This is a genomic window from Leptospira jelokensis (genome assembly GCF_004769635.1).
GTDB classification, from domain to species: Bacteria; Spirochaetota; Leptospiria; order Leptospirales; family Leptospiraceae; genus Leptospira_A; species Leptospira_A jelokensis.
This window is the reverse complement of sequence record NZ_RQGH01000026.1, coordinates 180,376-205,216: the sequence shown is the minus strand read 5'-3', so window position 1 is coordinate 205,216 and position 24,841 is coordinate 180,376. Positions and strand designations below refer to the sequence as shown.

At 38.6% G+C, this 24,841-nt stretch carries 22 protein-coding genes and 3 tRNA genes; 14 read left to right on the top strand and 11 right to left on the bottom strand.

Annotation, left to right across the window (positions count from 1 at the left end; genetic code table 11):
• Positions 1 to 25: 25 nt before the first annotated feature.
• Together EHQ62_RS10895 and EHQ62_RS10890 are read left to right on the top strand one after the other, a co-directional pair.
• On the top strand, positions 26 to 1,237 hold the full coding sequence (locus EHQ62_RS10895) for an MFS transporter (protein WP_135642729.1): 1,212 nt from the start codon (positions 26 to 28) through the stop codon (positions 1,235 to 1,237).
• 141 nt (positions 1,238 to 1,378) lie between these two features.
• Complete coding sequence (locus EHQ62_RS10890; RefSeq protein WP_244241743.1) at positions 1,379 to 1,984, top strand: chemotaxis protein CheD; 606 nt, start codon at positions 1,379 to 1,381, stop codon at positions 1,982 to 1,984.
• Here the strand turns inward: EHQ62_RS10890 and EHQ62_RS10885 are convergent.
• From EHQ62_RS10885 to bcp, 8 genes are all read right to left on the bottom strand, one after another.
• Positions 1,974 to 2,342 carry a response regulator gene (locus EHQ62_RS10885; RefSeq protein WP_135642727.1) on the bottom strand — a complete coding sequence of 123 codons (369 nt, stop codon included), beginning with the start codon at positions 2,340 to 2,342 and terminating at the stop codon, positions 1,974 to 1,976. The two genes, EHQ62_RS10890 and EHQ62_RS10885, sit on opposite strands and share 11 nt — an antisense overlap.
• A 12-nt stretch (positions 2,343 to 2,354) precedes the next feature.
• Positions 2,355 to 3,386: a protein-glutamate methylesterase/protein-glutamine glutaminase gene (locus tag EHQ62_RS10880; protein ID WP_135642725.1), complete on the bottom strand. Its 1,032-nt coding sequence runs from the start codon at positions 3,384 to 3,386 to the stop codon at positions 2,355 to 2,357.
• Positions 3,383 to 5,245: a chemotaxis protein CheA gene (locus EHQ62_RS10875; protein ID WP_135642723.1), complete on the bottom strand. Its 1,863-nt coding sequence runs from the start codon at positions 5,243 to 5,245 to the stop codon at positions 3,383 to 3,385. Before EHQ62_RS10875 ends, EHQ62_RS10880 begins: the two co-directional genes overlap by 4 nt.
• Positions 5,245 to 6,780: a HAMP domain-containing methyl-accepting chemotaxis protein gene (locus EHQ62_RS18820; RefSeq protein WP_135642721.1), complete on the bottom strand. Its 1,536-nt coding sequence runs from the start codon at positions 6,778 to 6,780 to the stop codon at positions 5,245 to 5,247. Before EHQ62_RS18820 ends, EHQ62_RS10875 begins: the two co-directional genes overlap by 1 nt.
• A gap of 12 nt (positions 6,781 to 6,792) precedes the next feature.
• Positions 6,793 to 7,323: a chemotaxis protein CheW gene (locus EHQ62_RS10865; protein WP_135642719.1), complete on the bottom strand. Its 531-nt coding sequence runs from the start codon at positions 7,321 to 7,323 to the stop codon at positions 6,793 to 6,795.
• A gap of 50 nt (positions 7,324 to 7,373) precedes the next feature.
• Positions 7,374 to 8,615 (bottom strand): sensor histidine kinase, encoded by a 1,242-nt coding sequence (locus EHQ62_RS10860; protein WP_135642717.1) that lies wholly within the window; start codon positions 8,613 to 8,615, stop codon positions 7,374 to 7,376.
• Positions 8,616 to 9,052: 437 nt separating this feature from the next.
• Positions 9,053 to 10,537 carry a leucyl aminopeptidase gene (locus tag EHQ62_RS10855; RefSeq protein WP_135642715.1) on the bottom strand — a complete coding sequence of 495 codons (1,485 nt, stop codon included), beginning with the start codon at positions 10,535 to 10,537 and terminating at the stop codon, positions 9,053 to 9,055.
• Positions 10,534 to 11,007 carry a thioredoxin-dependent thiol peroxidase gene (bcp, locus tag EHQ62_RS10850; protein WP_135642713.1) on the bottom strand — a complete coding sequence of 158 codons (474 nt, stop codon included), beginning with the start codon at positions 11,005 to 11,007 and terminating at the stop codon, positions 10,534 to 10,536. The genes EHQ62_RS10855 and bcp overlap by 4 nt, the downstream gene beginning before the upstream one ends.
• Before the next feature lie 78 nt (positions 11,008 to 11,085).
• Here bcp and EHQ62_RS10845 point away from each other — a divergent pair, with 78 nt between their 5' ends.
• Positions 11,086 to 11,490 carry a hypothetical protein gene (locus EHQ62_RS10845; protein ID WP_135642711.1) on the top strand — a complete coding sequence of 135 codons (405 nt, stop codon included), beginning with the start codon at positions 11,086 to 11,088 and terminating at the stop codon, positions 11,488 to 11,490.
• A 28-nt stretch (positions 11,491 to 11,518) separates the two neighbouring features.
• Complete coding sequence (locus EHQ62_RS10840) at positions 11,519 to 12,991, top strand: potassium/proton antiporter (RefSeq protein WP_135642709.1); 1,473 nt, start codon at positions 11,519 to 11,521, stop codon at positions 12,989 to 12,991.
• 27 nt (positions 12,992 to 13,018) lie between these two features.
• Here the strand turns inward: EHQ62_RS10840 and EHQ62_RS10835 are convergent, their stop codons facing one another.
• The 3 genes from EHQ62_RS10835 to EHQ62_RS10825 all read right to left on the bottom strand — a co-directional run bounded on the left by EHQ62_RS10835 (position 13,019) and on the right by EHQ62_RS10825 (position 15,792).
• Positions 13,019 to 13,834 carry a hypothetical protein gene (locus EHQ62_RS10835; RefSeq protein ID WP_135642708.1) on the bottom strand — a complete coding sequence of 272 codons (816 nt, stop codon included), beginning with the start codon at positions 13,832 to 13,834 and terminating at the stop codon, positions 13,019 to 13,021.
• A gap of 71 nt (positions 13,835 to 13,905) precedes the next feature.
• Positions 13,906 to 15,276 carry an APC family permease gene (locus tag EHQ62_RS10830; protein ID WP_135642706.1) on the bottom strand — a complete coding sequence of 457 codons (1,371 nt, stop codon included), beginning with the start codon at positions 15,274 to 15,276 and terminating at the stop codon, positions 13,906 to 13,908.
• Complete coding sequence (locus EHQ62_RS10825) at positions 15,277 to 15,792, bottom strand: LIC10415 family protein (protein WP_135642704.1); 516 nt, start codon at positions 15,790 to 15,792, stop codon at positions 15,277 to 15,279.
• 174 nt (positions 15,793 to 15,966) lie between these two features.
• On the opposite strand from EHQ62_RS10825, the gene sppA reads away from it, so the two are divergent.
• The 10 genes from sppA to EHQ62_RS10775 all read left to right on the top strand — a co-directional run bounded on the left by sppA (position 15,967) and on the right by EHQ62_RS10775 (position 24,822).
• Positions 15,967 to 16,932 (top strand): signal peptide peptidase SppA, encoded by a 966-nt coding sequence (gene sppA, locus EHQ62_RS10820; RefSeq protein ID WP_135642702.1) that lies wholly within the window; start codon positions 15,967 to 15,969, stop codon positions 16,930 to 16,932.
• Positions 16,929 to 17,537, top strand: a complete 609-nt coding sequence (locus tag EHQ62_RS10815; protein WP_135642700.1) for a hypothetical protein — start codon at positions 16,929 to 16,931, stop codon at positions 17,535 to 17,537. The genes sppA and EHQ62_RS10815 overlap by 4 nt, the downstream gene beginning before the upstream one ends.
• Positions 17,538 to 18,278, top strand: coding sequence for a 5'/3'-nucleotidase SurE (gene surE, locus EHQ62_RS10810; protein WP_135642698.1), 741 nt, complete (start codon positions 17,538 to 17,540; stop codon positions 18,276 to 18,278).
• Between the two features lie 5 nt (positions 18,279 to 18,283).
• Complete coding sequence (locus EHQ62_RS10805; RefSeq protein WP_135642696.1) at positions 18,284 to 18,955, top strand: tetratricopeptide repeat protein; 672 nt, start codon at positions 18,284 to 18,286, stop codon at positions 18,953 to 18,955.
• A gap of 59 nt (positions 18,956 to 19,014) precedes the next feature.
• Positions 19,015 to 19,086: transfer RNA gene (locus tag EHQ62_RS10800), tRNA-Pro, on the top strand.
• A gap of 17 nt (positions 19,087 to 19,103) precedes the next feature.
• Positions 19,104 to 19,177: transfer RNA gene (locus EHQ62_RS10795), tRNA-Arg, on the top strand.
• A gap of 18 nt (positions 19,178 to 19,195) precedes the next feature.
• Positions 19,196 to 19,267, top strand: a tRNA-His gene (locus EHQ62_RS10790).
• Between the two features lie 912 nt (positions 19,268 to 20,179).
• Complete coding sequence (locus EHQ62_RS10785) at positions 20,180 to 22,222, top strand: methyl-accepting chemotaxis protein (protein WP_135642694.1); 2,043 nt, start codon at positions 20,180 to 20,182, stop codon at positions 22,220 to 22,222.
• 121 nt (positions 22,223 to 22,343) lie between these two features.
• Positions 22,344 to 22,979 (top strand): DUF2306 domain-containing protein, encoded by a 636-nt coding sequence (locus EHQ62_RS10780; protein ID WP_135642692.1) that lies wholly within the window; start codon positions 22,344 to 22,346, stop codon positions 22,977 to 22,979.
• A gap of 118 nt (positions 22,980 to 23,097) precedes the next feature.
• Positions 23,098 to 24,822, top strand: coding sequence for an ABC transporter substrate-binding protein (locus EHQ62_RS10775; protein WP_135642690.1), 1,725 nt, complete (start codon positions 23,098 to 23,100; stop codon positions 24,820 to 24,822).
• Positions 24,823 to 24,841 lie beyond the last annotated feature (19 nt).

Here is a 24,841-nt window from a genome sequence, read left to right as displayed (position 1 = left end):
CAACCAATTGGAATTTGGAATTCGAATGGAATTTCAATTCACACGTTACCACATCTTTGTTGTTGGGCTTCTCGCCTTTTTGCAATTCACCGTTGTTTTGGATTTTATGATTTTGTCACCGTTAGGTGTTCTTGTGATGAGTGAATTACAAATCCCAACGGAAAAATTTGGATATGTGGTTTCGGCATATGCCTTCAGCGCTGGGATATCTGGACTTCTGGCGGCAGGGTTTGCTGATCGGTTTGATCGCAAACGATTGCTGCTTTTCTTTTATATTGGATTTGTCATCGCTACCTTTTTATGTGGCATTGCCGTTCATTATGAATTTTTACTATTTGTGAGAATTTTGACGGGTATGTTTGCGGGAGTTTTGTCTTCCATATCGTTTGCCATCGTTGCCGATCTTTTCCCGTTACAAGTCAGAGGAAGGGTGATGGGGTTTATCATGACGGCCTTTGCCGCAAGCCAAGTTTTTGGCCTTCCCATCGGAATTTATATTTCGAATATTTGGGGTTGGCAATCTCCCTTTCTTATGATTGCCGGTGTGAGTGGCGTAGTTGGGTTTTTTATTGTTCTATTTCTAAAACCCGTGACGTCTCATTTAGACAAAAAAACAGACACACACGCATTCCACCATTTGGTCACCACATTGACCATGCCAAGATACCTTCCAGCCTTCATCGCAACGACACTGATGGCAACTGGTGGTTTTATGCTCATGCCATTTGGTTCCGCATTTTCCGTGCATAACTTAGGAATGAAATTGGAAGATTTGCCATTCATTTATATGGTGACAGGGATAGTGTCTATGTTAGGTGGTCCTGTTATGGGAAGATTGAGTGACTCAATTGGAAAATACAATATGTTTTTTATTGCTTCTACTACTGCGGCAGTGATTATTTTATACTTTACACGACTTAAAACCACTCCGCTTCCCATCGTCCTTGTTCTCAATTCACTTTTGTTTGTCTTCATTGCTGCGCGTATGATTTCTGCCAATGCCATCAATTCAGCCGTCCCCGAACTCCATGATCGTGGTGCTTTTATGGCGATCAGTTCTTCTATCCAACAAATCTCAGGTGGGATTGCAGCATCCGTTGCTGGGCTCATTGTGATCCAAACACCAAGTGGGTATTTGGAACGTTATGAGGTGTTAGGTTATGTAGTTGCGACCGCAATCGTCTGCACGATTTTACTGATGTACAAAGTGAATGAAATGGTGGCATCGAAGAAATAGACTCTATCCTCTTTTCCTTTTGATTGATCATTTAGGAAAACAGGGGTTTTCTTTTTGATTTCGCTCGTCTGAAACAAAAGAAATGCTTTTCATATGCAATTGTCGATTATTCTTGAGTGAAAGAAATCAATCTATTTTAGATTGATTTCTTCTGCAATCATGATGAGTACATTTCCTAACAACATAAAGTCAAATCTGAAACCAGTTGTTTACCTCAATATTGGAGAAACGTTTTTTTCAAACGGTTATCATGAAATTAGGACTATTTTGGGATCTTGTGTCTCTGTTTGTTTGTTCCACGAACAAACAAAATTTTCTGCAATCAATCATATCCTTTTACCCAAAGTATCCGATTTTAAAGAGGAACAAAAAAGTTTACGATATGGTGAGAATTCAATGGAACATTTGATTTCCTATTTCGTGAAACAAAATATTCCAAGATACCAATTGAAGGCCAAAATTTTTGGAGGAACCCAATCTCCACTTCTGCCTAATTTCCAAGCTGGAACTAAAAACATTCAATTTGTAACAGATTTTCTAACCTATGAAAAAATACCGATCGCAAGCCGTGATACAGGAGGAGAGTTGTATCGAAAACTTTCCTTTCACACAGATTCCTTTGATGTGTTTATCACTAAGTTACAACCACAAGCGATCAGTGAAATTTTAATCCAAGAAAAACATTTTGAAACAAAAGTGAAAGAACGAATGTTAAAGAAAACTTCTATCTTTAATTTCAACCAATGATCTTTTTTAAAACTTCAATTAAATCTTCATCTTCAAAGGGTTTGACGATCCATGCTTTTACACCTGCATCCTTTCCTGCTTGTCTAAGATGATCACTTGATTCTGTTGAAACGATTAAAATTTTTCCACCTTGGCCTTTTGGATGGGCTAAGTATTCTTTTGATAATTCGATCCCATTTTTCCCAGGCATATTGATATCAAAAACACATCCATCAAAAGGTCCGTTAGAATCTAATGATAACATTGCCTGTTCCGCATTTTCTGCTTTGTAAATTTCATATCCTTCGCTTGAAAGGATTAATTCCATTAACTTGAGTGCTGTCGGGGCATCGTCACATAATAATATTTTTTTAGCCATTTTTGACTCCTTTTAATTTTCTAAACAATGTATGATTTTTTGTGGAATATCAACTAACGTAACTTGGTGAAGAATACCACCTAACTGGAAGGCTTCTTTTGGCATTCCATACACGATGGAAGATTTTTCATCTTGACCTATGGTGATACCATTGGCAGTGCGAATGTTTTTGATTCCTGATGCCCCGTCCCGACCCATTCCGGTTAAAATGATCGCTATACAATGAGGACCCATTTTTCCTTTTGCAATGGAATCAAACATCACATCAACGGATGGTCTATGGCCAGATACTTTCTCAAAATTTTCTAGTTCGATGTACATTTTTCCAGCAAGTCGCCTAACAAGAAGGTGTTTGTCTCCTGGCGCAAGGTAAACTCCACCATTTTCCAAAATATCCCCATGAGAGGCTTCGATAACATTCAGACCACTAGTGGTTTTCAAACGCATTGCAAATAAACTTGTAAAATATTCAGGCATATGTTGGACAATGACAATTGGGGGTAAGTTTGCGGGGAGCCGACCGAGAAGGTAATCAATTGCTTGGGTTCCACCTGTTGAGGCACCTATTGCAATTAGTTTAATTTTTGTATTTTTATCTTCTTTAAAAGTTAGTTTAGATGTTTTCGCAAATAATGATTGTTTTTGGAGTTTAACTTCCGTGCCATACTTTTTGATTTTTGTTGTTAGCTCGTCTAACATCCGCAAAAAATCAGATTCACTCCCATCAGGTTTTTGTACAAAATCGACAGCTCCATTTGCAAGGGCAGCAAGAGTTGCATCAGCTCCGGATTGTGTGAATGTGCTAAGCATGATAACGGGTGTAGGATACTTTGGCATCAACCAATTTAAAAATTCGATCCCACTCATTCCTGGCATCACCACATCCAAACTGATGACATCTGGTTTTAGCGATTCGACAAGTTTTTGAGCTTCATTTGCATTGGCGGCCGTGCCAACAACTTTGATTGTAGGATCTTCCTTGAATGTATCGGAAAGTACATTCCGTACAATATTTTGATCGTCGACAACCAAAAGTTTGATCATGAAACGCCAACAAATTCCAGTTTGCTAAAGATAGATTTTACATCTAAGATCAAACTCACATTTCCATTTCCTAAAATGGTAAAGCCATTCACACCTTGTGCATTTTCCATAATGCCCATTAGTGGTTTGATCACAACATTTTGGTTGCCAATGATTTCATCGACTCGGATTCCAATGAGTTTACGTTCATATTCAAGAATAATCATGAGAGGATCTTGATTGTCATATAAGATCTGTTCTTTATGATTTAGGATTTGGTTGATATTAAAAATGGGGATAAACGTGCCACGAATGTCTAAAACTTTTTGGCCTTCGTCGAGTTCGATTTCTTTTTTATCACGTAGACTCACAAATTCCCGTAATTCGATGGTTTGGATTGTGAAAAACTTTTGACCAACTCGTACAACAGTTCCTTCCATAATTCCTAATGATAATGGAATGCGAAGGATGAATGTGGTTCCTTTTCCAAACTCGCTATGGATTTCGATTTTTCCACCTAATTTAACAATGTTTTGACGGACAATGTCCATACCAACACCACGTCCTGATATATCCGAAACTTCTTTTGCAGTTGAGAGTCCTGGTAGGAATATCAGATTAAATACTTCTTGGTCGGCAAAGGAAGATGGATCTCCAGAAATTAAACCGTTTTGTTTTGCCTTTGCAAAAATTTTGTTACGGTCAAGACCTCTTCCATCATCACGGATCATTACCCATACTTCGTTCACAGATTGTCTGGCACTTAACGAAATATTTCCTGTATCGGATTTTCCGATTTGTATCCGTTCTTCAGGTGTTTCTAATCCGTGATCAATGGAGTTACGTAAAATATGTACAATAGGGTCTGCAATTAGATCAACGATGGACTTATCAATCTCAGTATCTTCTCCTTTGATATGCAAAAGTACTTTTTTGCCAGATTGTTTTTGAAGGTCACGAACAAGACGAGACATCTTTTGGAAAACTCCCGAAATAGGAATCATGCGGGTTGAAAACGCAACTTCTTGTAAGTCTAAAAGAATTTTATGAAATCGAGTAAGGGCGGAATTTAAACTTTCATTTCGAATGGATTTGATGGTTGGATGTTGTGTGACATTTGATTCTGCAATGACTAGTTCTCCCACCAAATCCAAGAGAGAATCTAACTTATCATTAGCGACTTTTATCTCTTTACGGATGTTTGATATGACAGGTTTGTTTTGCTCAACAATCCGTTCTACTTGCGTTGTATTTGGTTTTACTTCTGCAATCTCTTGTTTGTTGGTCTCTTCAAAAATTTCAAATTTTTGTTTTTTTGGTGTTCCTTCCGTTTTTGTTTCACCAAAAATTTCATAGGCTTTCGATTTTGAATCTTTCTCTACGACAGTTGGTTCTCTTTCTTCACCAAAGATTTCATAAACTTTTTTATCTTGTTTAGGAAGTGTTTCTGGTGTTTTTTCCTCTGGATTTTGTTGGAGTTTTTTGATTTCTGTTTGTAAGGCTTGGATTTGGATTTCTGTAGGAGAATCCATTTCCGGATTTGCTTTTAAGGTTTCAACCGTGGAAAGTAATACTCTCATCCGATCAAATGTATCAATTAAAACTTGTGTTAATTCTTCGGAAGGAAGGAGTTTCTGGTTTCGTAACAAATCCATCAAAGTTTCGGCTTCATGCGTTAACTTTACCAGTGTTTCTAGTTTGAGTAGGCCTGATGAACCTTTGAAGGTATGAACCGAACGGAATAAATTGTTCATCAGAGCTTCATCAAAATTACCATGAGAATTTTGAATTTCTTCGATAGAAAGGATTGCATTTTCACAATCCTCTATCAATTCAAAACCTTCTTGGATGAAGCCGAGTAATAGCTCTTCTCTATTCATTAGAATTTTTCTGTTAGATCGGCATCTTGTTTAAAACTTTGAGATGGTTTTGTTTTCCCTCCATTGGAATTTCCAAATCCAACGTTTGAATTTTTACCAAATTCACTTGCAATGGTCTTTAATTCTGCCGTTTTCATTTTTTTGGTACTAGAAATTTGTTTTGCATTTAACTTCACGAGTGATTCCATGATTTCCATCAAATGTGTGGCTTGTTCTTTTAGTTCATTTGAAGTGGCAGCTAACTCTTCTGAGGCGGATGCAGACACTTGTGTGGTTTGGTCCATTTGGGTCATCGCCATTGAAATTTGTGAGATACCAGCAGATTGTTCTTTTGACGAAACGGCGATGCCTGATACAAGTTCAGCTGTTCGATTGATACTTGGTACAATTTGTTCGATGATCCTTCCTGCTTCTTCAGCAAGGGAAACACTGTTAGTTGACAGTTGGTTGATTTCCTGTGCGGCCACCTGGCTTCTTTCCGCTAGTTTTCGAACTTCATCGGCAACGACAGCAAATCCTTTTCCATGTTTGCCAGCGCGAGCCGCTTCAATGGCAGCATTTAGCGCAAGTAAGTTGGTTTGGTAAGCAATTTCTTCAATGATTTTAATTCTAGAAGAGATATTTTTCATCGCTTCTAGTGTTTTTAAAACGGATTCTTGGCCAACAACAGCCTCACTAGCCGATTTGCCTGCGATGGTATTGGTTTCTAAGGCTGACTCTGCATTTTGTGTGACAGAAGCCGACATTTCTTCGATGGAGGCTGTTGTTTCTTCAACAGAAGCCGCCTGTTCACTGGCACCTTGGCTCAGTGCGAATGCCGTAGAGGAAACTTGTTCAGAAGCGACAGTCACCATACCCACAATTTCCATGGCTGCATTGAGTGATTTTGAAACTCCATAGATGATCCATGTAGCAACTAATACAGCTATCAAAACTGAGCCGGCAAATAGGGATAATAGGAAAAACAAAATGGATTTATAGGTTGCATTTGCCTCCTTCACTGCCTCTCCCATCTTCAGAGTTGCGTCATCCACAATTTCTAATAAAATTTTATCAATTGCATTTGCCGCGGCCCTGCCTAAAGTAGAAGAGTTCAATTGTGCTTCGCTAGTTTTTTTGTTTAAGGCAAAGGATTTTGTGATCTCATATTGTTTTTCAAATTCAACTTCGTTCGTTCGAAAAATTTCAAATTTTTCTTTTTCTTCTTTTGAGTTCAAGAGAACTTCTAATTCTTTGACTCCTTCTAAAAATTCATTTCGGTATTTGATACGGTTGGTTAATCTTTTCTCCGTATCAGCAGCTGTGGCTGCTAATATTAAATTTTTTTCTTCTCGAATCATCCATAAAAACTTAATATTAATTTTGTTTGCTAGTCTTCGTTTTTCAGCATGAACATTCACGAGATTATTCAAACTTTGGTTTAGTTCATCGATGCTGTTGATTCCAAGAAGTGTGTTGCTTCCGATAAGAATCACTAGTATCGTAAATCCTAAAATCAGTTTTGATTTCACTTTCATGTTATTTAGATATTTCATCTTTTTCTTCCTTTATTGATTTTTAGCGATGAGTGCGTTTTCTAACGCAAGTTTGTCTTCGTCTTTTAAGAGATTTTCAATGTTGAGTAAAACTTTTACATCTTCATTGATTTTGGCGATGGATTGGACAAAACGATTGTTATCCGAATCGCCAAATTTGGGTGCTTCTTCGATATTTTGTGCATTGATCCGAATGACTTCCTTCACTGTGTCTACAATGAGACCAACGAGTTGGTTTTTAAAATTGAGGATGATGATACAAGTTTTGTCGTCATACCCAACATTTTCCATTCGGAACCTGTCCCTTACATCAATTAAGGCAATTACCTTTCCCCTGAGATTGATCACTCCCTTGATAAACGTGGGCATGTCGGGGACTTCCGTGATATTTTGCATGCCAACAATTTCAGTGATGTATTTGATCTCGATCCCGTAACTTCTGTCCGCAAGGGAAAAAATCAAAAATCGATTTTCGAGTGTATCTTCCTCGTTTTCAAAATCGTCTTGATCATCGGTGAGTGAATCAAATTCACTTGTATTCATTGGTAAGCCTCATATAGATCTGTTGTGATATTAAATTAGCTTGTTTGTTTTTAGGTACGTTTTGTACTCATCGGGAATTCTAAAGAAACGGAGATTTCTTCGCTGGATTTAGAATACAAATTGGACTTAAGTAGGTTAAAATACACTTTTCCGTTCATATCCTCAACCATTTTTTTAATGATGGGAAGCCCGAGTCCCAACCCAAATTCTTCTTTTGCATAACGTTCATCTACGTATTTATTATGTCGGTAAAATGGTTGGAACAAAATGGTTTCTTGTGATTTTGCAAAATCAATGGAATGGATGGAACTGTCAAAAGGTGGATTTAGTATTTTCACAATTAGATGGTCACCAGCACTTAAAAGTAAGACGTAGATGACACAATGGTCAGAGCCATACTTCATTGCATTGATGAGAAGTTCTCGCATCACTCGTTTGAAATTTTTAGTATCGATACTGACAAAATGGTTTTGTCCCATTTTTGCATTTGAAATTTGAACTTGTTGGAATTTGATCTGTAACATCTCCACAAGTTCTGCCACTTCTTCCAAGATGATCGTATGAAGTTGTGAAAGGTCGATGGATTCAGTTTGTTTGGATGTGTTCTCAAAAATTAATTGGGCTTCAGCCAATGTTTTGACTAGCTTTTTCGTGCTATTAAAATTTTCTTCCAACATATCGAAAATCATGGACGGGATGATGACTTGGTCCCCTTCACGTTTTGCTTTCCGTACCATCGCTCCTACCGTGGTCACAAGGGCACCTAAACCAGAACCTTGCATAAGAGATGTATTCAAATTGGGTAGGGCAGTTTCCATCCATTCACGAGAAATATTCTTTCCCTCGATTTCTTGGCGCCAATCAAAGATACTGATGATTTCGCGGTGTAAAGATTCTTCATAATGGATGACATTTTGTTCTTCCATTTCCAAATTGGGAGAAGAAACGATACCGTCTTCCACTTGAATCAAACTCAATAAAAAGTAGTTTTGGTTGTCGATGGGAATGGGTGCGATTTGGGCTCTGAACTTTTGCCGATTGAATAAAATTTCGGCTTCATCTGGTTGGTTGTCTGTTTTCACTTTCGTTAGTGATTGGCCCCATCGGTTGGAAAACTCTGGGTGCATTTCCATAATGTTTTTGCCAATTTGAGATTCAAACTGAATCCCTTCATTTAAGAAATAGGAACCAGAAACATTTTTTAAATATAACGAATCATCGAAAACAAAGAAAGAAGCTTTGGGTGATGTGGATTCACTTTGTGTATCCTTTGTTATTCGGTCATGGTTCATAACGTCACTATGCATACTTGGGATTATAACAGTAAAGATATGCCAAAGAAATAGGCAATCCTTTTGGTCTTTAAGAGGGAAAAACCACAAAATAAATGTGAGGTGAGTTTTGGGAGAAGTACTGATCAAAGATTTTAAGAACTAGAATCATTCTTAAGTTTTTCCTAGGCAAAAAAAACATCGATTTTGCGTGCAGATTGAACCCTTGTTTGTGTTATGCTAAACGATGTTAGATGGAGATTGGTTATGAGCGAACATCGATCAGGTGACATAAAATCATTTCATTCAAACAAAAAAACAGTCTTCTTGGTTGGATTGGGTTGGGTGAGTCTCGAATGCGAAAGGAGGGTCTTTGGAAGGATGTGAGAAAATTCAATAGAGAATTCAAAACAATTCGAATTCTCTATTTGCCAAATAATGGAACTTTGGTGGTGTATTTACTTCCCTGCTAGTTCCTTTGCAAGGTCAACTAACAACCGTACGCCGTAACCTGTTGGGCCATGGAATTGAGTCCCTGATTTCTTTTTGCGCCAAGCGGCACCTGCAATGTCGATGTGGGCCCATTGGATCGACTCGTCTACAAACTTGGAGAGAAAAATTCCAGCAGAGATCGTGCCTGCACCTTTTCCACCACCTGTGATATTTTTGAGATCGGCAATGTCTGACTTTAGGTCTTCGCCATATTCTTCCCACAGAGGGAGTTCCCAAACTCGGTCATCTGAGGCCTCCGAAGCTTTCAAGAGGGCTTCTCGTAATGGGTCTGAATTCGTGAGGATGGCTGCCGCCTCATGGCCAAGGGCAATGATCACAGCACCCGTGAGAGTTGCCAAATCTACCATATAATCTGGTTTGTAGTTTTTGGAAACATAGGAAAGAACATCACCTAACACGAGTCTACCTTCGGCATCCGTGTTTTGTACTTCCACAGTGGTTCCATTGTATGCAGTGTACACGTCACCAGGTTTGATTGCCTTTCCGTCAGGCATATTTTCTGCAACACCAATGGCTGCAATGATATGGATCGGAATCTCAAGTGCGGCAATGGCACCAATCGCGTGTATGGTGGCAGCAGCCCCACACATATCATACTTCATCTCGTGCATTTCGCCAGGTGGTTTCAATGAAATTCCACCTGTGTCAAAGGTAAGTCCCTTTCCAACGATCGCAAATTTCTTTTTGGCTTTTGCCGGTTTGTATTCCAAAACCACCATTTTCCCTTCGAGTTCTGAACCTCTCGAGACTGCAAGGATTCCACCTAAACCTTCTTTTTTCAATTGGGCCTCATCCCATACTTTAACAGAGAGTTTGTATTCTTTTGCAATTTCCTTTGCTCTGGATACAAAGTCGTTCGGTGTGAAATAGTTGGCTGGAAGGTGGGCAATGTGGCGGGCACCATTTACGTGTTTTGCGACGACCTTACTTTTTGATAGTCCCGATTCTGCAAGTGAGAGAACGGTTTTGTCTTCAAATTTGATATAAACAGCACCCACTTTCTTTTTCTCTTTGTCTTTTTTCTTTGTTTGTAAAACAGAAACAGGGTAGCTGCCGATAAACAATGTATTGGCGATTTGGTAAGCAATACGGTCTGCCGAAAACTTTTTGGAAAGAGTTTTTGGGATATGGATTTCTAATCCCATTCCGTCATAGTTTAGAATTTTTTCGCCATACTTAAAAAAATGAGAAATGAGTTTTCTGAAACTTAATTTTTCTTTTTCACCTAAACCAAGATAGATGGTATGTTCTGATTCGTCTCGGAATTCCTTTCCAAGTTCACCAGAAAACACTTTGGTTTCGATTTGAGTGGGGAATTTTTTTCCAAGTTCTTCTTTTACATCTTCTTGGAAAATAGGAATGAGTTTATAAAAATTACCCGATTTTGCGTTACCGATTTGGATTTGGAGTGGAGAGATTTCGATTTTCATTTCCCTTGGATTTCCTGAATGTCTTTGATGATTTCTTCAACGTGCCCTTTTACCTTCACGCTGTCATAGATTTTTTTTATTTTGAGGGAACTATCGAGTAGGAAGGTGGATCGAACAATTCCCATCCCTTTTCGTCCCATAAATACCTTCTCTCGCCATACTCCGTATGCTTCACAAATCTCACCGGATTCATCGGAGATCAGGTCAAAATTGAGTTCTTGTTTTTCAATAAACTTAGTATGGGACTTAGGATTGTCTTTGGAGATTCCTACCACATTGTATCCTAATTTTTTCAGGCGAGAAAAATTGTCTCGAAAGTCGCAAGCTTCTGTCGTACAGCCTGGTGTCATGTCTCGTGGGTAAAAGTACACAACGATTCCATTTTTTCCGGTTAGGTCTGCGAGTTTGACGGTCTCACCGTTTTGGTTCGCACTTTTAAAATTGGGGGCTTTTTTTCCTACTTCCAACATAGATTTCTCTCCTGGTTAATTCATTCTTTTAGACAATTTTCAGTTGTCAATTTCGGAAAATCGTTCGATACTCTTTGTATGGACTCCAAAGAAAGGGTACAACTCATCCGCGAAGGGAACACTGCTTTCAATGCAGGTGATATTCGCAAAGCCCGTGAGCTCTTTCTTAAGACTGACTACAAAGATGGGCTCATCCGATTGGGTGATCATTTTATGTATGATCGTAAACTGCCCATGCTCGCGTTTGGATACTACAAAAAAGCCGGAAGGCAAGACAAGGTAGATGAAATTTACCAACGTATGGTCTACGCACTTTCTGTTTGGTTAGGGCGTGACAAATGGAAAAATCCAAATTCTGCAAACCAATCCAACGAAGGGCAATCCATTGGTGAATCCTCTCAAGCACCGCTTGATCCTGATGACTTTAGAGTACACCCCATCCTAAAAGCAAAAGCACTCGAAATCCTTGCTTCCAAACGATAAGAGGTTTGGATTCGTCTAAGGTCTATACATGATTGATAGTTTTACCTTACAAGCACTCGTAATCTCCACACTCATCATATTTTCTATTTTATCGAGTAAACTTTTTTTCCGATTTGGTTTCCCAATCTTACTTATTTTTTTAACCTTTGGTATGTTAGCTGGTTCTGATGGTCCTGGTGGGATTGATTTTAGTGACTATGGTTTAGCCCAGTCCATCGGAATTTTTGCTTTGATTTATATTTTGTTTTTGGGTGGTCTTGAAAGTGAGTGGGATAGTTTAAAAAACTTTTTATCAGTAGGAATACGCCTTTCCATTGTCGGGACCGTACTCACCGCACTCATTTTAGGAGTCCTCATCCATCTTTTATTTCCTGTACTTGGGTTTATGGAATCGTTTTTACTAGGTTCCATCGTGAGTGCGACAGATGCCGCTTCTGTATTTAATATCTTTAAAACAGGTTCCTCTGACCTTCCCGTACACTTAAAAAAAATCATCGAGTTTGAATCCGGGTCCAATGATGCTGTAGGAGTTCTCCTCACCACTATTTTTATGAACCTCATCACTGCAGATGCAAGTTTTAGTGGGTTCCAATTTTTTCGTTTTTTTGTTATGCAAGTCCTTGTGGGAATGATGATGGGATACAGTATGGGAATTCTCATCTTGTATCTAATGAACTCCGTCAAACTCGGGTATGACGGTCTTTATTTAGTTTTTATCACGGCATCGGTTCCATTTATTTATGCTGTCACTACTGTATTCCAAGGGAATGGATTTTTGGCAGTCTACATTGCGGGGATCATAGTCGGTCGAAACAAATTCATTCACAAAAAATCAATCTTTCGTTTTTTGAATGGATATGTTTGGATCTTACAAATTGGAATGTTCTTATGTTTTGGACTTCTTGTGTATCCATCAAGGATGGCAGACATTTGGGTGCCAGGGTTACTCATTGGGGTGTTATTGATTTTATTTGCAAGGCCTCTTGCTGTTTTCATTTCTCTATTGAAGGTCAATTTACCCATTAAAGAAAAATTATTTATCTCTTGGGTGGGCCTAAGAGGTGCATCTCCGATCATCCTTGCTACGTTCCCCATTGCCCAGGGACTTGTTTGGGGAGATTTACTCTTTCACATTGTATTTTTTGTTGTCTTAGTTTCTCTTCTCATCCAAGGGTCTCTCATTCCAAGAGTGGCACAGTGGTTAGGAATTTTAAAGAAAGACCCTGACAGAAAAATTTATCGCCCAACAGACTTTGATAACATAGAGTTTCCTGGAATGACCTTACAAGAGTTAATAGTTCCATATAACTCAAGCGTTGTTGATAAAGCTTTGTTTGAAATCAAACTACCAGAACAATCACATATCTTACTCATTGCAAGGGGGGAACAATTTTTGATCCCTTCGGGTAACACACAGGTAAAAGGTGGGGATGTGGTTTGGGTACTCGCAAAAGATGATGTGATGCCAATCATCGGCAAAACATTTATGTCAATCGCTTAATAAGATGATTTAGAATTCGAAATTTTCTTAGCCAAGTGCGGTTTTTCCAAATGGAACCACAAAAATTTGAATCGGAAACGTGATAACATCGAAGAGGATCGCCGGTGGATAAGCCAAATACCATAAAATACTTGGGTATTCGATGTATTTGCCATCAATAGGACGCAAAAGAATCCAAACGGAATGATTGTCAGTCGGTAACAAATAGGTTACTTTATAATATCCATGATCGGATATTTGATTTAAGTAGATAAATGGTTTGATTTTAACTTTTTGCATCGGATGAAGTTTGAATTTAACATTTTTACAATCTGCTTTGAATTCAAACCTGTTGGTTTTGGGATTCAATACTTCATAGTAGCAAACATCATTTAAATCTGCTCTCGGTTTATTGTATGTTATATACCGAGATTCACCATCATCCGAAATTTCAATTGATTTAGGGAATCCGAATTGCCCATTGCTGTCGTCATAAAAATTGTTTTTTAGGTTTGAATGGATGAAAGCATAGTCTTTATCAAAATAAATAAATCCTTTTTTGTTGGATATTTTGAAGTCATTGTCATGGATCAATTGCAGATGTTGGTTTGGATTTTTTTCATTTGGATTGCAGTAAGTAAAACTTCTATAGGAAATGAATAAACAATTTGCATACTCAACATTTGATTTTTGATTTGGGAAATTAAATTTTAGTGTATTTTTGTCTACCTCCTCTACGTGATTGATTGAATTGATTGTATAGGATTCTTGTATTGTTTTTGGGTATAGTTTATAATTCAATTGCATCGTCATACAAGATACAAAATTTGAAATTAGAACTATGGTGATTTTTATTTGTTTCATATACGATTCATTTTGGATAATGCGGGTTATGTGAGAACTAGGTAAGTCATACGTTTGGTTCGTATTGATTGTTACCCTTTTGTTTTGATCATCTTTTTATCCAATCGAAATAGATAGTACACTGGCAATGCAATGAGTGTGATCATGAGTCCCCAACTTGCCGTGATTGGTTTTTCGATGAATAAAATCACCATGACAGCAATATTGGCAAAGATATATAAAAAGATTGGTAACGGATACAATGGAATTTTATAATCTGATTTCATTCCCATCTTTTCAAATCGGAATGGAGTTGCTGCCGTGAGACAGGATAAAATGAGAATGGAACAGGTGATCATATACAGTAAGGCTTCAATTTCTTTTACAAACAAAAAGAGAATCGCCACAAATGCCTGAAAAAAAATCGAAACATATGGGCTATGCCATTTGGGATGGACTTTTGAAAAACTAGGTAAAAACACTCCATCCCTTGCCATCGCAAAATACACCCTACTCCCGCCGATAAGAATGGCAGACATAGATCCAAGAATCACCCAAGCAATAAAACTAGTCGTTAATATGGAATAATTTGAACCAAATAACTTCTGAAAGGCGATCGCACCAATCCCATCTTGTCCTGCCAACTCTTCGATGGGAGCGGAGATTACAAATAACAAATTGATCACAAAATAAAGCCCAGCCACAAGAAAACACGCTGTGATCGCCGATCGAACAATTGTTTTTTCTGGTTGTTTTACTTCTTCTGCAATGTAGGTGATCATATTCCAACCAAGATAGGAAAAAGAAACTGGTACGATTCCAATCAGAACTTTGGAATAAAATGACAATTCAAGTACATTCGGAAATGGTGATTCGAATAAATAACCCCAATGTGTGGAACCAATCGAAAAACCAAGTGCCAAAAACAAAAGTAATCCAGTGATTTTTAACACAGCAAAAACATTTTGCACTCGGACAGCCGATTTGATTCCAAAATAATTCAAAACACTAAAAAAGAGAATGGGTAAAATTCCAATGAGGGTAGTGGAGCTCACCTGTAAATCGAGGCCAAAGAGAGTGTAGGTGGGTGATTCAAAGTAAGGGAGTTCTGGAAATAAAATTTGTACATACTTTCCGAAGGCTAAGGCAAGTACAGAAACACAGGCAGAAAAATTGGTGAGTAGGGAGGACCAACCACTCATAAAGGCAATCGCTGGTGAGTAAGCTACTTTGAGGTACACGTAGTCTCCCCCTGCAAAGGGAAGGAGGCGAGCGGCATATGCGTATGTGATGGAACCAGATAAAGCAAGGAGGCCACCGATGATCCAACAAAAGAGGACGATCCAGAGGTTACCAGTTTCTTTGATTAAATAACCTGAAGTGAAAAAAATCCCCGACCCCACCATGGAGGAGAAAAGAACGGAAATGGAATCAAAAGTATTGAGGCTTCGTTTTAATTCCAATTAACTGCCGAGGAGACGTTTGACCATGGTTTCAGAAATTGGTTTCATGGAAGCAGTAGAAACTGATCCGATTTTTCCTTTAAATTCTTCTGGGCTAAGCATCATACCAAGAGAAAAAATATTTTCCCCTTCCACTTCTTTTTTCTTCAGTTCCGCAAGAAGGTTTGCAATGGTACCTTTGCTTGTTTCTAAGATTTCTGGTTTGGAAACATTTCCTTCACCTAACTCAGGAAAGAGTGGTTCTCCCTCAAACAAAAGTTCTTTGAGTTTGTTTTCTTCTTGAGTGGTATCTTCCAAAAGACCAATACGAGATTGTTCTTTGGAAAGTTGTTTTTGTAATTCTGTGAGCCGAGATTGGATATTGTGGTATTGAACAGGAAGGCTCACCACAAAGTCGGATTTTTCCTCCGCTTTTTGCAAAGTGGTTCCTGTTTTCCCAGAGACATCTTTGGTGTCCTTTTTGTCCTGGATTAATTTTTCGGCTGAGTTGAGGAGACGATTGAGACGAACATCCATGTCCTACCTTCCTTGGTAATGGCCTTATGTCTCGGCGGTGCCTGGACATAAATCCTATGACTACCTGTCTAATTTTCGGCTAACCCGTACACTGAAAATAAACTTTTTCTAAAAAAAAGTAAAGAATTATTAAAGTTGACTGTGGTTTTTGCAAGGTTTTCTTAGTGGGAGTTTATGGAAAGAAACCAATTCCTTCTCTTCCTCTCCTTTTTGTTCTCCACAATTGCCACAATTCTCGGAATTGCCATCTTGGTATCTGGATCAAGCCTTGCCCGTTTTTCGAGTGGGACTGGTGGGAGTCTTTTCCAAGCCAGTGAAATTGGAGCTGTTGTGATACCCATTGTTGGGGAAATCCATTCCGGGGAATCTACTTTCGATTCTACCGGTGCCGATACCGTATTACGCCAATTACGTGAACTGGATGAGGACACAAATGTCAAAGGGATCCTCATTGAGATCAATTCCCCTGGTGGCACTGTGGCTGCATCCCAAGAAATCTTTAACGAACTGCTCCATTTACGAAAGTCGAAAAAGATCGTAGTGAGTATGAAAGACGTCGCCGCTTCCGGTGGGTATTACATTGCCGCTGCCTCTGATTATATCTTTGCGGAAAACGGTACCATCACAGGGTCCATTGGGGTCATTTCCTTTGCACCGAATGTGAAGGGGTTACTCGACCGTTACGGAGTGGGGGTTCGCACTTACAAAGCCGGTAAATACAAAGATATGTATTCACCGTTTCGTGATTCGACAAACGAAGAAGACGATATGATTGGAAAACAACTCCAAGACACCTATCGCAAGTTTGTGGAAGATGTCGCTAAGGGAAGGAACAAAACCGTAAAATCCATCGAAGAATTGGCCGAAGGAAAAATTTACTCTGGTGAAGATGCATTTCGTAACAAACTTGTGGATGACATTGGCGGTAGAAGGGAAGCTCATAAAAAACTTTCGGAACTTTGCCAATACGAAGGCCTTATCCCTTTATTTGAACAAGAGTATTCTCCCTTTGAAAGGATGATCCGTTCCCTCGGTGTGAAGTTTTTAGGGGAAGGTTCGCAAACAGCAAAAATTCGTTCTCTCATGCAAGCACAAGTGCTTGTGATTTTGCCGACTGCACTTGGGAAATTGATGTTATGAGAGATTTTTTCTTCGATTTGGTAGATACTTTGGAGTTGGTGTTTCTTGACCCACTCCGTTATTCCGAAGAAGTAAAAGAGATTCCATTTGCGATGAGCCCCGTTTCGAGTTGGATGTTTTCGATTCTTTCCGCCTTGTCGTTGTCAGTTGGGATGAGCATTCTATCAGCACCATATACCATATCCACTTTGTCCTTTTTGTTTTTTGGATTCATTGCCAATTTGATACTGTTTCGATTTTTCCCTTTTTTTTATTCGTTAGTTGCTGACTATTACGTACAAAAAAAAGGTAGGTCACAAAAACTTTTGTTCCTTGTGATGTTTGCAAGGCATTCAACAATCCTTTTTCTTGTCTTTGCTCCTGTTTGTATTGTATTCCATGCAATTGGTTTATCGGGAGTTGGTTCTGGATTTTTTTTATTACTCACATTCATTATTTTGTATGGCTTAGTCATTGCACGTGGGCTCAAATCCATTTATGAGCTCCGGAATCGTGATTCGATCCGGTTTTCTTTTTATGCCTTGGGACTTACGATTTTGTTTCCTTTTTTAATGAACTTGTACACGGCAACCAGTGTCCTGCAATCGGTATCAGGCGGTTTTTAATTGAATTTACTCATCACAAATGACGACGGGATTTCTTCCGCCGGAATCAAAGCCTTGGAACGTGTCCTTGGCAAATCGTACAATACCTATCTCATAGCACCTTTGAAAGAACGTTCTGTTACCTCCATGGCCCTCACTGTTTTCCAAGGCATGCGAGTGGAACGAATCAATGACAACCATTACATTGCAGATGGATTCCCTGTGGATTGTGTGAACATTGGATTGTATGCTGAGATTTTTCCCAAAATTGACTTTGTGATCTCTGGGATTAACAGAGGTGTCAATATGGGGTATGATGTCCATTATTCGGGAACTGTTGGGGCCGCCAAACATGGTGCCTTACATGGAATCCCTTCGCTTGCTGTCAGTTCTGGTCGCATCGATCCAGAGGACGGGTACGAAAAGGAAGCCAAACTTGTGTTAGATTTTTTAGAAAAATACCAATCACAAATCCAATCGGGGGAGATTTGGAACCTAAATGTGCCACCGGAAGTGTGTGGAACGGGTTCCATTAGCGAACTTGTATTCACAAGGCTTGGGCGCCGCCGTTATTCAGAAAAATATGAAAAAAAACAAATCATAGAAGGTGTCAGCGAATTTCAGTTAAACGGAAGTTTACTCGGGCATGATGAAGAAACGGGAACTGACTTTGAGGCTTACTACCAAGGTAAAATCCCTGTGACACCCATCCAATTGGACCTAACAGAGAAATGTCGACTAAAGGAATTACAATCTAGATAAAACCTATGGCGAATGATAATGATTACCTTTCTTATATGAACAAAGGCAATTATGCCATGGCATTAAACCTTCTGGACCAGGCTTTGTTACAAAATCCAGAAGATCCCATCCTCTTGTACAATTTTGCCTTATGTTGTTTCCAAACCAAAAATTTCAAAAAAACAATCCAAGTTTTGGATCGTATCTTAAGTGAATACCCTGGTTTCATTGAGTTAGACAATGTGTACCGTTTAAAAGTGTTCTCGTTAGTAGAACAAAAAGAATGGGATTTAGCAGAATCCATCATCAAAGAGCGATTGCAAATTGCAGTGGATGATGCCAAACTGCTTTCCTTTCTTGCCCACGTTTATGAATACACACACCGGTTGGAAGATGCGATTTCGATCCACCGTAGGATCCTCAAAGCAAATCCTGATTATAAAAACAGTTTGAATTCACTTGGGTATCTACTTGCTCTCAAAAAAAAGTTAACCGCTGAAGAAAGAGCAGAAGCCATTCGTTCTTTAAAAAAAGCATTGGAGCTGGATCCGAATAATCCTGCCTATTTGGATAGCTTTGGGTACTTTTTGCAAACCAATGGGAAACCAGAGGAAGCATGGAAGGCCTACCGCAAAGCCTTACAAAAGAATCCTAACCACCCCGTCCTACTCGAAAGGCTCAAGAACCTAAAGAAATAAATCTCCCTTTTGTTGACACAGTCCTTCTTCCAAAAACACTGGTGTTTCAAGGACTTTCTCGGGATGTAGCGCAGTGGTAGCGCATCTGTTTTGGGTACAGAGGGTCGCAGGTTCAAATCCTGTCATCCCGAATCAGTTGGTTCTATCTGACCCGGTAGCTCAGCTGGATAGAGCAACTGCCTTCTAAGCAGTTGGTCGGGGGTTCGAATCCCTCTCGGGTCGATGATTGTTCTAGAAACGGTGGATGTAGTTCAGCGGTAGAGCCCCGGTTTGTGGTACCGGTCGTCGCGGGTTCGAATCCCGTCATCCACCCACTTATCAATTTCCCACTTCAACGAAATAGTTTTTCCGAGAAAGCCAAGGGGCGCCTTGCGTTCGCTTGGCCATCCATGGCCAAAGCTCCCGCTCGCATCCATCCGTGGATGCTTTGCGGCGCCCCTTGGCTTTCTCGGAAAAAGATTCGAACTTCATTCGGGAAATTGGGATAAGTGTTGAGGTACTTAGGAATCAATTGGATTGGGATTCGAACGATTTTGCGAAAGAGTTCGAGTAGCCAATTTGGTTAGACACCTTGCCTAATCGGCGTTAAACGAGAACGACCGAGCACATGGAAGTGCGAGGGCTCGCAAAAGACGGCCTGGAACGAGTTCGACCCGGAAGGGAGAACCGTGTAAGGCGAAATCCCGTCATCCAACCACTTGTTAAATTTCCCCTTCAACGAATAAACGTTTTGAAAATTAGTTTGGGCGCCTTGCGTTCGCTTGGCCCTCCCTGGCCAAAGCTCCCGCTCGCATCCATCCATGGATGCTTTGCGGCGCCCGAACCAATTTTCAAAAAGAACTCGAATTCATTGGGAAATTTGGAACAAGTGTTAAGGTACTTAAGACTTTTGTTGTCACATGTAATGAAAAGGAGATAGGTTCTGTATGGAAATTTATTTCCAACTTATGGGTTGGCAAAAACCCATGTAATTCTTTGGAATGATTTTCCTCCAAATCCCCAAAATATTGGAAATTGAATCGAGAGACTGAACTAAAATTGTCATATTTAGTTAGCGTAAGTTAGGTGATCGTATAGGTATTTTAGTACTTTTCCTATTTTCATCTATGAGTTGGTCGTTTGGCCGGCTTTATTCTATTATTTTGGCAAATTTTTATTTTTTTATTTTCTAATTTAAAAGTTTCGAAACACTACATAGTTTTCCATGAAGGAAGTGAAAACTGTATGAATGCCTATTTTTCAAATGTCTCGATTCGTTTCAGGATCATTTTACTTCCAATTCCCATCCTTTTATTTTTACTCATTTTACTTTTTCTTTTCCTTCGGATGCAAAATGCAGATATCGAATTCACATCAAAGGAGTTAAAAGGAATCCAAATTCTTAAGCCAGTTTACTCTGTTTTGAAGGTTGGGCTTACGAAACTAAAAATTGGAAATGAATCTACCGATGAATTGGTTCCCCTTGTGTCGGAAGGAACAAAGCTCATCCTTACGTCAGGCATCATGACGGAAGAGATCAATCAAGTAAAGGATTGGAATCAGGATGTAAAAGTGAAGAGTTTTGATACAAATTCTGCGCATCAGTTTATCCATCATACCCAATCCCTCGCAATCAAAATCGGTGATTTTTCTCATCTGATTTTAGATCCAGAACTTGAATCGTATTACCAAATGGATATTATTTTATTCCAAGTCCCAGAGTTATGGAAACATGTAGCAGTGCTTAAGGAAGTGATACGGGATGAATATTTAGGTGAAAATAGAAACAAAAAACAATTTTTAGATACGAGCAATACAAAAGCGATTTTATCGATTCATGGAATTGAAACAATTTGCCTCAATATAGAGAATTCAAATACGAAATCTTTAGAAAGTGCATTGAAATACCAATCTAAAATCAAAGATAACATCACACAAGTTAAAACCAAGTGTAAATCCTATGTGGAAGAACTAAAAAAAGTATTTTTGAATGAAACCATTAAACCAGAGTCAGCTGATGAATTATTTTCCATCATTCATAAAGGTACATCCCTTGGTTCCGACATTCAAAATGAATCAATTCTGATTCTAGAAAACATACTCCAAGATAGGGTTTCAGAACAAAGATGGCAACGAATGATGAACTTTATCATTGTAATGATCGCATTGAGTTTATCAATCGCATTGATATGGATCATTTTCAAAAGTATCAACCTACCTTTAAGAACCATATTAGTCAAAATTGAAGAACTATCGAGTGGCAATGCAGATTTAACAAAAAAACTACCTTCCTTTGGCGAAAATGAAATTGGTGAAATTTCAGGCTCTATCAATCGTTTCCTAAGTCAATTGCACGATATCATCGTACAACTCAAACATTCTGTTAACCAAGTTGAAAAAAGTTCAGAACAATTGAAACATGATGCCTCTTCTGTATCCGACAATGCCGCAGGACTCGCATCAACTACAGAAGAATCTGCCGCTTCTTTGGAAGAATTATCTTCTTCTTTTGAAGTTATGTTTGGCTCCATTACGGATGAAACCAAAAACATATCTAAAATTGCAGAAGAGATTCGCAATATTGAATATTCCATCGTCAATATTGAAAAAGAATTATCACAGTTATCAATTGAATCCGTCACATCAACACAGTTAGCTGAGAAAGGAAATGGATCCATCCGAAGTACAGACCAATCAATGGAAGAGATTCGAGTGGCAACCAAAGAGATTTCAGGGATTGTGGGATTGATTACCGATATATCGGAACAAACCAATTTACTTGCTTTAAATGCGAGTATTGAAGCGGCAAGGGCTGGTGACGCAGGAAAGGGATTTGCCGTTGTGGCGGAGGAAATATCCAAACTAGCCGACAAAACGAGAACATCTGTGAAAAATATAATGGTCTTAATTACAAAATCTGATACGGCAGTGAATGCAGGAATTGACCATGTGAATGAAACGGTGAATGTACTAAATGAAATTGTTGGACAATCCAATCGAATCCAAATGGGTGTTACCAAGTTAAAAAGTGAAATTTCATCCCAATCCAATAGTTTAACCAATGTATCAAATGAACTAATAGAACTCCAATCACTAGCCGAATCAATTGAAACATCTTGTCAGGAACAAAAAAGGACTTCTGAGGATATGGTTGTGAGCGTGAATTCGTTATCAGGAAATGCGCAGGAGCTTGCACAAAGTTCGGAAGATTTAAACCGAGTCAGTGTGACAATCAGTAGTGTGGCAAAAACGATTTCTACCATTGCAAATTCTTTTGTGACGTCTTGAGAATAAAACTTAAGTATTCGCAAACGTAAGTTTTAATTTTCGAATTGATATGGATTTATTTGCTCTAAGATTTCGATTTCCTTCTTGCTCTTTCTGAAATAAATTTCTCTATTGAATTCTGATGGCAACGAATTCCACTACAAAGAAAGATAAATGGATTATCGGTTCTTTATTATTCCTAAGTTTTGTTCCTAGTCTCGCAGGGCTCATACGCATTTTCCAACTGATAACTGGGTCTGGTTATACGGTTGAAAACCAAAGATTTTTTAATGATCCTATTCCCGTCCTTTTTCATATCGTTTCGGTTCTCATTTATAGTACCTTAGGTGTTTTTCAATTTGCTCCTGGATTTCGAAACAAATATCCCAAATGGCACCGTGTTTCCGGTAGGATACTTGTTTTTTTCGGACTAACATCTGCAATTACAGGAATATGGCTCACATTGGCATATCCCAAAGTCCCAACTGTTGGAGACTGGTTATTCGGAATTCGATTGGTCGTTGGGTTTTGGATGTTGTTCTGTTTGGCTGTGGGATTTGGTTTTGCCTTACGTCGCAAATTCCAATTCCATAGCCATTGGATGATCCGAGGGTATGCGATCGGAATGGGTGCTGGCACTCAAGTCTTCACACATTTACCTTGGTTTGTGATCGTTGGTGGAGAACCTTCAGGTGTCCCAAGAGATTTGATGATGGGAGCTGGTTGGTTTCTCAATTTTTTATTTGCGGAGTGGATCATCCGTAGAAAAGGAAAATGATAGTAATAAAAATTTTAAAATTCTAGAAAATTCGAAATTAGCGGTTGCCAAATTTTTTCCAATCGATATGCCTTAGTCACTTTCGACTAACAAAGCGAAAATTGAGTGAGAACTACGAATGTTGCCGCGCCAGAAACAGTTATTATGTTTCCTATTTTGTTTTGGATTGATTCTATATTCCCAACCAATTCGATCCAGAGATCATGTCGATTTACATTTAAAATGGATCCATCAATTCCAATTCGCAGGATACTATACTGCACTAGAAAAGGGATTTTATAAAGAAGTTGGTTTGGATGTAACCATTCATGAAAGTAAACATGGTATAGAAGGATTACACCAATATGTTTCCGAAAAGGAAGCACGTTATGGCGTTGGTACAAACGAAGTATTGTTACAATGGCATGCTGGAAATCCAATTGTTGTCATTGCGGTCATCTTCCAACATTCACCCACGGTATTATTTACCAAACGAATCCATGAAAATCAAAGTATCCAAGATTTACTTGGAAAAAAGATTATGTTGTCTCCACATGTTTATGAAATTCTTGCATTTTTAAAAAAAGAAAAATTTGATTCGAATCATTTCAAAGCAATTCCACATAGCTTTCGTTTTTTAGATTTAGTAGAAGGAAAAGTTGCCGCCTTAGACGGTTATTCGACAACACAAACTTACGAATTCAAAAAATTAGGTTTTCCAGTTGTCGTATTTTCTCCAAGGACTGCTGGTATTGATTTTTACGGAGATAATCTTTTCACAAGCCAGATCGAAATCCAGACCAATCCCAATCGTGTAAAACGATTTAGGGAAGCAAGCCTACGTGGTTGGAGTTATGCGATGAAAAATAAATCTGAAATTGTTGATCTCATCTACCAAAAGTACTCTAAAAATATTACTAAGGAGCAACTGTTATTTGAAGCTGATGAGATGGAATCACTGGTCCAACCAAATCTTGTAGAGATAGGTTACATGTATGAAGGAAGATGGAAACATATTGCGGATGTGTATTCTGACTTTGGGATGTTACCAAAAAATCTAAATTTAACAGGATTTTTATACAATCCAAATCCAAAGCCAGATTATGGTTTACTCGTATCGATTTTTGTATCGGTAATTGGATTTTTGTTAGTTATTTGGGTTTTTCAGAAGTACCGATGGAATGTAAAGTATGCTGAGAATCTAAAACGAGAGGTTTTCAATCGGACAGAAGAACTAAAAGTATCGAATGATAACCTTCATTCGACAAATAAAATTTTAGAATTAAAATTACGTGAGTTAAAAGACGCACAAAGTAAATTGTTAACTTCTGAAAAATTGGCAACCATCGGAAATGTTACGGCAGAGATGGCACATGAATTGGATCATCCATTTGATTTAATTTCATCAACTAACAGTGACATAGGTGATTTTTTAAAAAAACAACTGAATCCCATCATCGAACAATTGGTTTTATTCTCAAGTGAAGATAGAGAACGTTTTTTCCTTCTCATCAATGGATATCGCAATATGCAAATAGAAGTACTGAGTGAAAAAGAAGAAAGGGAACTCAAAAATGATTCAAAAATAAAACTATTTTCAATTTTGCAAAAAGAAGAAGGTACAATAGAAGAGGATTTTTTAGTCCTTTTGATCGATTCCCTTGCCTATACTTTGGAAGGGAAATTAAAATGGGTTTTGGAGAGTGCCAACCATATTAAAATTTTGGAATTAGGAACCAAAATCGCAAATGTATATCGATCCTATTTTATCATTTCCCATGCCTCAGAAAAATCGACCCAAGTCGTTAAAACGATAAAAAAATATTTACCTTCCGATGGAGGCTCTCCTTCAAAAGGTCCTTAACAAGGGCTCCTGACTTGCC